Consider the following 14,613-nt stretch of genomic DNA (forward strand, 5'->3'; position numbering starts at 1 on the left):
CTATCATGGTCATTTTTTATCATGATAGTAATTTATCTTATTTGAGAATAAAAGATAAATTATGCAATTTGGATTTTTAGATTCTTTTAACATATATTTGAATTGCTTATAGAGAAAGAATGTCCCATGTTGTGATTAAGTTGTATGTAGACCCTTTGGAAATCTTCTTTCTTCTCATAACCGCTCCCATTCATAGCCTCAGCCTTCCTCAAGAGTTTGTTTTACCAGGAGTATCCTGTTAGAATCCTTATTTTATTCTCATAATCCGTCCCACTTCAGAGTACAACCTATATGAATTGTGCATGCGATAAATCGTGCTGTGTTGTCGTGCAATGTTGCAAACAATCAAACGTCATAATATAATCCTATATCCATCTGCATGGTAGAATTTTACTGTCGTGGTCTTCTCAGAAGGCTAAAAATCTGGTGTCTGCTTATAACAGCAATCATCTTCACGCGTGCTAATGCGAGAGCAGAAGGTAGTAAAGAATTGAATCAGAGTGGTGGCTATCGTGCTTACCTGAATTCTGCGTCCGCTGTAAGTGTGAACAATCTTTTCCCCACAGCGGGAACGATGAAAGTGTATGTGAACGTGGGTGAACGTATTTATGTAGGATCCAGTGCGCAGGGTATTGGTAGTGGTACGATCAATCTGCGTGCTCCTAACGGTGTGACGTATACGACAGGTACAAGCACCACAACGGGACGTATCAGTAATCGTACGCAGGAGGTGAACGGACCTAACGTCGGCTCAGTGACAACAGGGTATACGGCGGCGATCTTTACTGTAGGTGCCGGACAGGCAGGGGTTTGGGAGATTGACTTTGTACCACCCAATGCGGCTTCAGCAACTAATCCAACAGCGATTGTATCTACCGGCAACTGGACACAGCCTACCGGTACATCCATGATAGCAGCATTCGATGTAAGTGTAAGGAATGTTGCGAATACAGCATTTGTTCCCGGTCGTCTCTATACAAATATTTTTACCGCAAACCTTGGCGCTGCTAATGCTACTTTCAATGCGATCTTACGCGTACTCACAAATGATGGTTACATTTATACAGTTAACAATAACGGCCAGGCGGGTTTCGGTTTCTCTTTCGTAGCTAATAATAAAGGTTTTCGTACTGCTGCAGGAGAGCCTACTTACAAAAGCGTGGATGATCTGGCTAACCTGCGTCTGAAAGATCCCCGGACGGCTGATACAGAAACGGATATTACACACAAGATATTTTTCAATACACCTGCTGCTGATCTACCCGCAAGCGCGCCCAGTGTCTCGGGCTCCACGTGGCTACTGACCACACCTCCGGTCATATCGGCCTCTATCCTGACGTTTAGCGGGGTAGAGGGAACTCCCGGAGTGGCGGGTACCAATCCCGCAGGGGGGAACATTACCTTCACCGCTACATATGCCGCAAACTACGCCGTTGATATAGATATCAACGGCAATGGCGTTTATACGGATGCGGTAGACCGTCGTCTTACAGGAAGCGCGGTAGTGGGTACAAACAGTGTATACTGGGATGGTAACAATGGGCAGGGCGCAAAGGTATTATCAGGAACAACGACCTATAATACCCGCGTTGTATTATTTGCCGGTGAAGTACATTTTCCTTTTATTGACGTAGAAAATAACCCGACGGGTATCATTATCACCCGAACAAATGGATCTGGTTCTCCCAGCGATATTGTATACTGGGATGATTCTGAGCTGACCGTTAATGGTACGGCTTCCAATCCTATCAGTACAGCTACTGCGGGCGTATCCAGTAACACAAACGGACACAAGTTTGGTTCAACTGCTTACAGTGGTACCGACTTTGGTAATGAAAATGGTATCGATACCTGGTCTTATCTGACCAGTACACCGACCACAACGCCATTGATCATTACATTACGCGAGGCAGATCTGGAGGTGATCAGTATCACCAAATCAAGTGCTACGCCTTGCCAGGGAGCTACTGTGACTTATACAACTGCTGTCAGGAATAATGGTCCTAATAATGTTGTGGGCGCTACTTATCAGTTCAACTTCCCCACGAATCTGACCAATGTAACGGTTACGCCGGCATTGACAAGTGGCGTTGCTGTGGTAACTGGTGGTACTACTACCGCAACACAATATGCTGCTACATTGTCCATGAACAATGCAGCCGTTGTAACTTTCACTATTACCGGTACGATCTCTTCTTTTCCGACTGGTGGTACACTCAGTGTTACATCTGCCGTGATGCGTCCACAGGACGTTACGGACCCGGATGCGACGAACCCGGATGCCGCAGCTCCGACTGATCCACAGTCGGAGTGTGATGCCCTGCCCTCTGGTGTAGGATGTAATAATATCAGGACAGATGCAACTACCGTATCGCAGACACCGACTACATCAGTGGCAGGTCCTGCACAGACTTTGTGTGCCGCTACATCTACCACACTGGCGGCGAATACACCTACTGTGGGAACAGGTGCATGGTCGCAGGTCAGCGGACCGGGAACGGCTGTGATCACGAATACGAGTTCGCCTACATCAACGGTGACTGGTCTGGTGACAGGAACATATGTTTTCCGTTGGACTATTTCAAATGGTAGTTGTACACCAAGCACCAGTGATGTGTCTATTACGGTCCAGGCAGCGCTGGCTAACAATACGATCACTGCGCCGGCTACAACTACTTTCTGTGGATCAGGTGATCCCGCAGTGATTACAGGTTCGACGCCCACAGGCGGTAGTGGTACCTACACCTACCAGTGGCAGCAATCTACTGATAACTCAACCTATACAAATATCAGTGGTGCTACCTCAGCCTCGTATGATCCACCTGTGCAAAGCACAACAACTTATTTCCGCAGACTCATCACATCCGGCGCCTGTACAACGGCGAGTGCAAGTAATGTGGTGACCATCACTATTCAGTCCGCTGTTACTAATAATACAATTACAGCGCCTGCAACAACTACCTTCTGTTCCACCGGTGACGCCGCTATTATTACAGGTGCTGCGCCGGCTGGGGGTAGTGGTACGTTTACCTATCAGTGGCAGAGCAGTACGGATAATACCACATTCACCAATATAGCGGGAGCGACAGCACTGTCTTATGATCCACCGGCTGCAAGTGTGACGACTTACTATCGTCGTCAGGTGACATCAGGCGCCTGTTCCAATGCCAGCACAAGTAATGTGGTGACCATCACGATACAGAGTGCGCTCACACCTGGTGCTATTGCTGCGAGCCAGGAGTTCTGTGTATCCGGCGATCCGGTTGCATTTACACAGACAACGGCGCCGACTGGTGGTAGCGGTACTTATACCTATCAGTGGCAAAGTTCTGTGACAAGCGCCAGCACCGGATTTACAGACATCAGCGGCGCTACGGCAGTAGCGTATGATGCAGCAGCAATCAGCCAGACAACTTATTACAGAAGGATCACCCGCTCCGGCGTTTGTTCGGATGTGATCAGTAATGTATTGACTGTAACCGTAAACGCTGCATTGACGCCAGGTGTGATCGCTGGTAATCAGACATTCTGTACCAGTGGTGATCCGGCTGCATTTACACAGACAACAGCACCGGCTGGTGGTAACGGTATATTTACCTATCAGTGGCAGAGTTCTGTGACCAGCACGACCGCAGGTTTCTCCGATATCTCCGGCGCAACGGCTAATATATATGATGCACCTTCTTTATCGCAGACTACTTACTTCCGCAGGATCACCCGTTCAGCTACCTGTGCGGATGCGACTTCCAATGTGCTGACTGTAACGGTAAATCCTTCGCTGTCCAATAATACGATCGCTGCATCACAGACGATCTGTAGCGGCTCAACACCGGCAGCTTTAACCGGTAGCACACCGGCAGGCGGCAATGGTACTTATACCTATCTGTGGGAAGTGAGTGTTGGTGGCGGTGCATTTACTACTGCCCCAGGTACCAGCAACCTGCAGAATTATACACCATCAGCACCATTGACACAAACCACCCAGTACAGAAGAACAGTTACTTCTGATGCTTGTGCTACGAGTCTGAGTAATGTGATACAGGTAACCGTGAATGGTAGTACTACCGTTTCAAATGCAGGTCCGGATCAGGGTCCGCTGAACGCGACGACTGTAACGCTGGCCGCAAATGCGCCTGCGACTGGTACTGGTACCTGGACACAGGTATCTGGTCCGAATACGGCGAATATTGTCAATCCTGCTGCGAATAATACAAGTGTTACCGGACTGGTGGCAGGTACCTATACTTTCCGCTGGACGATCAGCAATCCTCCATGTACGCCAAGTACAGATGATGTGCTGATCATTATCAATACGGCTCCGGTTGCCGGCAATGACGCTGTCACTACGCCAGAGGATGTAGCATTGAATATTAATATACTCGGCAATGACAGCGATGTGGATGGTACACTGAATACAGGAAGTGTAGCCATTGTGAATCAACCGACACATGGTACTGTCAGCGTAGCAGCGAATGGCGTGGTGACCTACACACCAAATGCTAATTATAATGGTAGTGATGTATTTACTTATACCGTAAGAGATAATCTGGGTACTATTTCCAATACAGCTACTGTTTCTGTTAATATTACACCGGTGAATGATCCGCCGGTAGCTGTGGATGATGATATCAATCTGACGGAAGATATGACCGTTACTATTCCCGCACCAGGTGTGCTGGGTAATGATTATGATCCGGATGGTGATCAGCTGACAGCGGTGATTGTAACACCGGTAACAGTTGGTACACTTGTTTTAAATGGTAATGGTTCGCTGACTTATACACCACCGGCTAACTTTAATGGTATTGCTACTTTCACTTATCGTGTGTGTGATGGCTCCGGAGCCTGTGATACTGCTACGGTGCGACTGGAAGTAGGTAATGAGAACGATCCGCCGGTAGCAGTCAATGACAGCTATTCTGTGAATGAAGATACGCCGCTGGACGTAGCTGCCGCAGGAGTACTATCCAACGATACAGATGAGGATAATGATGTGCTGAGCGCAACCCTGGTAACTGGCCCTGCAAGTGGTACCCTGACCCTGAACCCGAATGGTTCTTTCCGTTATGTACCAGCACCTAACTTTAACGGGGTGGTATCGTTTGTATATTCTGCCTGTGATGCAAGCGGTGCATGTAGTAATGCAACGGTAACAATTACAGTAAATAGTGTGAATGATGCGCCTGTTGCTAATGACGATGCTTATGTTACAGACGAAGATAAAGTGCTGGATGTAGTATTGCCTGGTGTATTGAGTAATGATACGGATGTGGATGGCGATCCGCTGACGGTAAGTCTGGTGACTACACCTGCCAGCGGCACCGTGACACTCAATCCGAACGGCCGTCTGATCTATACACCGGCACAGGACTTCAATGGCGTAGTGAGCTTTATTTACCGCGCCTGCGATAATGGCACCCCTCAGTTGTGCGATACTGCACTGGTAACAATTACAGTAAGACCGGTGAATGATACGCCGGTTGTTGTTAATGACGCCTATACCCTGAATGAAGATACACCGCTTAATATAGCAGCGCCTGGTCTGCTGGCGAATGACAGCGACGTAGATGGTAATACACTGACGGCATCCATCGTAACAAATCCGGCCCATGGTACAGTTACCGTAAACGCAGACGGTAGCTTTATGTATATGCCGGCAGCAGACTACAATGGTACGGATGTATTTACTTATAAAGCCTGTGACGGTAGTGGTGCCTGTGCTACAGGTACGGTAACATTGACGATTACAGCCGTAAACGATGCACCGGATGCAGGAGATGTGAGTTTCTCAGCAAGAGAAGATATTCCGTTGTCCATCAATCCGCCGGGATTACTGGGAGCGAGCAGCGACAAGGAAGGAGGTACCCTGACAGCAGCTATTGTTACGCAGCCTGCACATGGTACTATCACTGTTAATCCAAACGGTAGTTTCACTTATACACCTAATCCGAATTTCAACGGAACAGATGTCTTTACGTTCAGCGTGTGTGATAATGGTACGCCAGGCTTGTGTGATACCGCAACAGCGACTATCTCTGTAGCTGCTGAAAATGACGCGCCTGTTGCAGGAGATGATACTTATAACGCGACAGAAGATACCCCGTTGACAGTGGCGGCGCCAGGTGTATTGTCCAATGATACAGATGTGGATGGAGATCCGCTGACGGTAAGCGTACTGGCAGGACCTGCAAATGGTACCCTGACATTGAACCCGAATGGTAGCTTTACTTATACAGCAAGAAGCAATTACAACGGCACGGATACTTATACCTACCGTGTTTGCGATGGCAATGGCGGATGTGATACAGGTACTGTTACCATCAACATTGCAGCAGTAAATGATGCACCGGTTACCGGACAGATAGGCTACACAGTGACAGAGGATGTGCCGCTGACTGTAAATGCGCCAGGCGTGTTGTTCAACGATACTGATCCGGACGGAGATCCTTTAACGGCAACCCTGCAGACACCACCAGCTCATGGTACCCTGACATTGAATCCGAATGGTAGTTTTACTTATACGCCAGCAGCTAACTTTAATGGTGTTGACAGCTTCCTCTACAGGGCATGTGATCCTTCCGGCGCCTGCGCTAGCGGTGTAGTAATACTGACGGTACAACCGGTAAATGACAAACCTGTTGCAGTTGACGACGGTTACACCACCAGTGAGGAAACGGCACTGACCATTGCTGCGCCAGGTGTATTGGCTAATGACACAGATGTGGACGGAGACGTATTGACATCAAGTATACTGGGTAACCCTGTCCATGGTTCCGTAACGCTGAACAGCAACGGCGCCTTTGTATATACGCCAAACCCTGACTTCAATGGTGTGGATAGCTTTACTTACAGAGCCTGTGATGGTAGTGGTGTTTGTGACACAGGGCTGGTATCTGTTACGGTGACGCCGGTGAATGATACACCGCTTGTTGTAAATGATGTGTATACTATCAATGAAGATAATGTACTGACAGTAGCGCCAACAGGTGTACTGTTCAATGATCGCGACAAAGAGGGAGATGCGCTGACGGCGAGTCTGCTGGCGCAGCCATCCAGTGGTACAGTGGTACTGAATGCCAATGGCGGATTTGTTTATACGCCCGCACCAAACTTCAATGGTACGGTTACATTTACATATCTGGCTTGTGATAATGGTACGCCAGGTCTGTGTGATACGGGTACGGTAACAATTACAGTAACACCGGTAAATGATGCACCCGATGGTGTAGACGATGCCTATACTTTGCAGGAAGATGTGCCATTGACAATAGCAGCACCTGGTCTGCTGGCGAATGATACCGATGTAGACGGTGATCCATTACAGGTAACTGGTATTTTCAGACAACCAGTGCATGGTACGATAGTAGTAAATGCAAATGGTAGCTTCACTTATACGCCGGCGAAAGATTACAACGGTACTGATCAGTTTGTGTATAATGTCTGCGACAATAATATACCATCAGCTTGCGATACGGCGGTGGTGACCCTCACGATTAATGCGGATAATGATGCGCCTGTTGCGACAGATGATAACTATACAACCCCTGAAGATGTTCCGCTGAATATAGTAGCGCCGGGTATTCTGTTTAACGATACAGATGCGGATGGCGATCCGTTGACCGTGTCAGGCGTCACACTGAATCCGGCGAACGGTACTGTGACCGTCAATGCGAATGGCAGTTTTGTGTATACACCTAATCCTGATTATCGTGGTCTGGATACTTTTGTATACCGCGTTTGTGATAATGCCGGCGCTTGTGATACGGGCGTTGTACGTATTGTGGTATCACCGGTAAATGATGCACCTGTTACTTCTTCAGAGACATATACCACACAGGAAGATGTGGCGCTGAATGTTGGTGCATTCAATGGTGTGCTGGCCAATGATACAGATGTGGATGGCGATAGTCTGAGAGTGAGTCTACTGACGACTACGACACATGGTACACTGACATTGGCGCAGGATGGCAGCTTCAGCTATGTACCGGCAAGAGATTATAACGGAAATGACTTCTTTACATATAACGTATGTGATCCTTCAGGCGCGTGTGCATCAGATACCGCTTATATCATTATTACACCGGTAAATGATACGGTGATTGCACGCGATGACATCTTAAACGGGGATGAGGATGTGGTGATCAATGGAGATGTATCATTGAACGATAGTGATGCTGATGGAGACCCATTGACCTTTACGCTGCTTGTTCAACCGGCGAGAGGTACTATTGTATTCAACAGCAATGGTACATTTACCTATACACCAACATTGGATTCAACCGGACTTGATTCGGCATTGTATCGTGTATGTGATCCGTTTGGTGCATGTGACACAGCTCGTATCTATTTCAATGTAGGTGATGAAAACGATCCGCCTGTAGCGAATGGTGACGCCTATACCATGAATGAGGATGAGATCTTAAATGTAGCGGCTCCGGGTATTCTGGCCAATGATACAGATCCTGATCTGGGTACACAGCTGAATGCATCTGTAGTGACTGGTCCGGCGAATGGTACAGTGACGATCTGGTCAGATGGTAGCTTCTCTTATAAACCGAATCCAAACTTCAATGGTACCGACCAGTTTATTTATAATGCCTGTGATGCTAACGGCGCCTGTGATACGGCAATTGTACGCATTACGATCAATCCGGTGAATGATGCGCCTGATGCAGTGAGTGATACCATTACAACAGACGAGGATACGCCGGTGAATGGCAATGTACTGACAAACGATACTGATCCGGAAGGTAATGAACTGACGGCATCTCTGGTATCCGGACCGTCCAGTGGTACATTGGTACTTAATGCAAATGGTACATTTACTTATACACCAGGTACTAACTTCAATGGTACAGATCTGTTCCAGTACCAGGTATGTGATGCCGGAGGGCTGTGTGATACTGCCTTTGTAACTATTATTGTCAATCCGGTGAATGATCCTCCGGTGACTGAGAACGATGCTTATACCGTAGCAGAAGATAATACCCTTAATGTATCAGTCGCATCTGGCGTACTGAGTAATGACAGTGATGCAGACGGTGATGTATTAGTATCTACATTGGTTACTACGGCGAATGGTACACTTACGTTAAATCCGGATGGTTCATTTGTATATCGTCCGAACCGTGATTTCAATGGTACAGATGGATTCACTTATCAGGCATGTGATCTTAGCGGAGCATGTGCACAGGGCACGGTGACAATCACTGTTACACCTGTGAACGATGCGCCAATAGCCGTGAATGATTATTTCACAAGAGCAGAAGATACAGTGATCACATTCCCGCCATCTGTTATTCTGGCGAATGATATTGATGTGGATGGCGACGTGCTGACCGGCAGACCGATTGGTAATCTTCAGCATGGTTCTTATTTCAGCAATCCTGATGGTACTTATACGTATACACCTGCGCCAAACTTTAACGGACTGGATAGTATCCAGTATGAAGTGTGTGATGGCGCCGGATTATGTGATACAGGTGTGATCATCCTTAATATTACACCAGAAAATGATCCACCGGTAGCTAATCCGGATTCTTATGAAACACAGGAGGATGTAGTATTGCAGATACCTGGTACTGCGGGTGTGTTAAGAAATGACACGGATCCTGACGGAGATGTGCTGGTGTCTACTATTGTGAATCCGGCAAATGGTTCGCTGACCCTTAATTCTGATGGATCATTTACCTACAGGCCAAATCTGAATTTCAACGGACTTGATTCATTTACTTACAGGGCATGTGATCTGGGAGGATTGTGCGATACTGCGAATGTGGTGATCACAGTGGTGCCTGTAAATGACAGACCGATAGCCGTGAATGACTATTTCATAAGGTCTGAAGACACAGTTCTTACATTCCCGCCGTCAATTATTCTGGCAAACGATATAGATGTGGATGGCGATCCGCTGACCGGCAGACCGATTGGTAATCTCCAGCACGGAACTTATGTCAGCAATCCGGATGGAACGTATACCTATACACCAGCGCTGAACTTCAACGGACTTGATAGTATTCAGTATGAAGTATGTGACGGCGGTGGTCTATGCGATACCGGCGTGATCGTGCTTGATATCAGACCAGTCAATGACAGACCTGTAGCACAGGATGATCAGTTCTCTGTAAATGAGGATGGTAGTCTGACGGTAGCGCCACCCGGCGTACTTGGCAACGACGTAGACGTAGATGGAGATCCGCTGGCGGTGACTGTGCTGACGACTCCGGCCCATGGAACAGTGACGCTTAACAGGGATGGTAGCTTTACGTATACCCCTGTGGCCAACTATAATGGGCCAGATAGTCTGTTGTATAGCGTATGTGATCCTTCAGGCGCTTGTGATACGGGGATAGTCCGCTTCTCCGTGGTGGCAGTTGCAGATCCGCCTGTACCAGGTAATGATGCTTATACAACAAATGAAGATACGCAGCTGACAGTGCCGGCACCCGGCGTATTGGCGAATGATACTGATCCGGATGGATTCCCATTGGTGACAACACTGGAAACACAGGCTGTGAATGGTACTGTGGTGATGAATAGTGATGGCAGCTTTATATATACGCCGAATGCTGACTTCAATGGTACCGATAGATTTACCTATCAGGTTTGCGATACTTCGGGCGGTACGACACAGTGTGCAAGTGGTACGGTGACTATCAATGTGTTGCCGGTAAATGATGCGCCAGTTGGTCAGCCAGACATTTATGTATTTAACGAGGATAGTACTATTGTAGTAGGTACACCAGGTGTACTGGCAAATGATATTAATGTAGATGGGGATGTACTGACGGCAACGATTGTTACCACGGCAGCCCATGGTCAGTTACAGCTGAACCAGAATGGTGGATTTACTTATGTTCCTAACAAGGATTACAATGGTAGGGACAGTGCGGTATATAACGTTTGTGATCCGCTTGGAGCCTGCGATACGGCTAAGATTCTCTTTATTATTAATCCTGTGAATGACCGTCCGGTAGCTGTTGATGATCAGTTTACCAGAAGTGAAGATACTGTGATCACATTTACGGCGCAGGTGGCGCTGGCGAATGACTATGATCCGGATGGAGATGCTTTGCAGGGCAGACCGATCGGTAGTCCTATACATGGTTCTTATACTACTAATCCGGATGGCACTTATACATACAGACCTGATCCGAACTTCAATGGTCTGGATAGTGTACAATATGAGGTATGTGATCCATATGGCGCCTGCGATACCGGTTATATTCGTTTGACGATCACGCCAGTCAATGACGCACCAGTAGCGCTGCCTGATTTCTATCAGACGGATGAGGATATTACATTGAGCGTACCAGCGCCAGGCGTGAAGGGGAATGATAGTGATGTAGATGGTGATGAGCTGTCGATCGCTATTCAGACACCAGCTTCCCATGGACGAGTGACACTGAATAGTGATAATTCATTCCTGTATATACCTGATCCTAACTTCAACGGAACAGATACTTTTATTTATAGAGCCTGTGATCCGGGAGGGCTGTGTGATACTGCGCTTGTGACGATAACAGTTAATAGTGTGAACGATGCACCTGTAGCATTGAATAATGTATATGCATTGCCAGAGGATAGTCTGATGACAGGTAATGTTTTGGATAATGATACTGATCCGGATGGAGATCCGCTGACTGCTTCACTGACCTCTACTACGACGAATGGTACCTTATTATTTAATGCGAATGGCACGTTTACCTATACGCCAAATCCGGGATATAATGGTCCGGATCAGGCTGTTTACAGGGTCTGCGATCCGGCAGGCGCCTGTGATACAGCATTGTTGTCATTTATAGTAACCCCTGTAAATGATGCGCCGGTAGCCGTGGATGATAGTGTAAATGTGACAGAAGATACGCCTGCGACCGGTAATGTGCTGACGAATGACAGTGATCCTGAGGGAGATGCTTTAACGGCTTCATTGATAACTGGACCAGTGAACGGTACGGTGGTGCTGAATGCTGATGGCAGCTTTAGTTATACGCCAAATGCAAACTATAATGGTTTGGATAGCCTTGTTTACCAGGTATGTGATAATGGTGTGCCAAGTCTTTGTGACAGTGGTGTTGTAAGATTTACTGTAAATGCGGTGAATGATGCACCAGTAGCGGTAGATGATAATGTGACAGTGACAGAGGATGTACCAGCCACAGGCAATGTGTTGACGAACGATACGGATGTGGAGGGTAATACGCTGACAGCATCGCTCGTAACAGCACCGGTGAATGGTACGATAGTACTGAATGCTGATGGTAGCTTCACCTATACACCAAATGCGAACTATAATGGCCTGGATAGTCTTGTTTACCAGGTATGTGATAATGGTGTGCCAAGTCTGTGTGATAGCGGGGTGATAAGGTTTACAGTAACTGCAGTGAACGATGCACCAATAGCAGTAGATGATAATGTGACAGTGACCGAAGATGTACCAGCAACTGGTAATGTGTTAACCAATGATACGGATGTAGAGGGTAATACGCTGACCGTTTCTTTGGTAACAGCACCTGTGAACGGTACAATCGTCCTGAATGCTGATGGTAGCTTTACTTATACGCCAAATGCAAATTATAATGGTTTGGATAGCCTTGTATACCAGGTATGTGATAATGGTGTACCAAGTCTTTGTGATAGTAGGGTAGTAAGGTTTACAGTAACTGCGGTGAACGATGCGCCAGTAGCGGTAGATGATAATGCGACAGTAACAGAGGATGTACCAGCGACTGGCAATGTCTTGACCAATGATACGGATGTAGAGGGTAATACGCTGACGGCAAGTCTGGTAACAGCTCCTGTGAACGGAACAATAGTGCTGAACGCCGATGGTAGCTTTACTTATACGCCGAATGCCAACTATAATGGACTTGATAGTCTGGTTTACCAGGTATGTGATAATGGTACACCAAGCCTGTGTGATAGTGGTGTAGTAAGATTTACTGTGAACGCGGTGAATGATGCACCAATAGCAGTAGATGATAATGTAACAGTGACCGAAGATGTACCAGCGACCGGCAATGTCTTGACCAATGATACGGATGTAGAGGGTAATACGCTGACGGCAAGTCTGGTAACAGCTCCTGTGAACGGAACAATAGTGCTCAACGCCGATGGTAGCTTTACTTATACGCCGAATGCCAACTATAATGGACTTGATAGTCTGGTTTACCAGGTATGTGATAATGGTACACCAAGCCTGTGTGATAGTGGTGTAGTAAGATTTACTGTGAACGCGGTGAATGATGCACCAATAGCAGTAGATGATAATGTAACAGTGACCGAAGATGTGCAAGCAACAGGTAATGTATTGAGTAATGATACGGATGTAGAGGGTAATACGCTGGCGGCAAGCCTGGTAACAGCACCTGTGAATGGAACAATCGTGCTGAATGCCGATGGTAGCTTTACTTATACTCCGAATTCAAACTATAATGGCCTTGATAGTCTTGTTTACCAGGTATGTGATAATGGTACACCAAGCCTGTGTGATAGTGGTGTAGTAAGATTTACTGTAAATGCGGTGAATGATGCACCAGTAGCGGTAGATGATAATGTGACAGTGACAGAAGATGTACCAGCGACTGGTAACGTCTTGACCAATGATACGGATGTAGAGGGTAATACGCTGACGGCAAGCCTGGTAACCGCTCCAGTGAACGGAACAATCGTGCTGAACGCCGATGGTAGCTTTACTTATACGCCGAATGCCAACTTCAATGGCCTTGATAGCCTAGTTTACCAGGTATGTGACAATGGTGTGCCAAGTCTTTGTGATAGTGCGGTTGTAAGGTTTACAGTAACTGCGGTAAATGATGCACCAGTAGCAGTAGATGATAATGTGACAGTGACCGAAGATGTACCAGCGACTGGTAATGTGTTGAGTAATGATACGGATGTAGAGGGTAATACCCTGACAGCATCGCTCGTAACAGCACCGGTAAATGGAACAATCGTACTGAATGCCGATGGTAGCTTTACTTATACGCCAAATGCAAACTTCAATGGCCTTGATAGCCTAGTTTACCAGGTATGTGACAATGGCGTACCGAGTCTTTGTGATACAGCGTTTGTAAGGTTTAGTATTACGGCAGTGAATGATGCGCCTGTAGCTGTTCCGGATACTGTTGTGGTTACGGAAGATGTTCCGGTTACGGGTAATGTGTTGACGAATGATATAGATGTAGAGGGTAATACGCTGACGGCTTCTTTGATAACGGCACCGGTGAATGGTACCGTGGTACTGAATGCTGACGGTAGCTTCACCTATACACCAAATGCGAACTATAATGGCCTTGATAGCCTTGTTTACCAGGTATGTGATAATGGTGTGCCAAGTCTTTGTGATACGGCTGTTGTAAGATTAACGGTAAATGCGGTGAATGATGCACCGGTAGCTGTTGATGATAACGTGACTGTGACAGAAGATGTACCAGCGACTGGTAATGTATTGAGCAATGATACGGATCCAGAAGGTAACAGTCTGACGGCGAGTCTGGTAACAGCACCAGTGAACGGTACAATCGTACTAAATGCTGATGGTAGCTTCACGTATACGCCAAATGCAAACTATAACGGCCTTGATAGCCTTGTTTACCAGGTATGTGACAATGG

Annotated in this window: 1 protein-coding gene; it reads left to right on the forward strand. The window is 47.0% G+C overall.

Annotated elements, in window-relative coordinates; translation table 11 throughout:
- Positions 1-379: 379 nt before the first annotated feature.
- On the forward strand, positions 380-14,613 hold a 14,234-nt coding region (locus tag BMZ72_RS32280), incomplete at its 3' end, for an Ig-like domain-containing protein (protein ID WP_089814923.1).

This window comes from Chitinophaga sp. YR627 (assembly GCF_900114995.1).
Lineage (GTDB): Bacteria > Bacteroidota > Bacteroidia > Chitinophagales > Chitinophagaceae > Chitinophaga.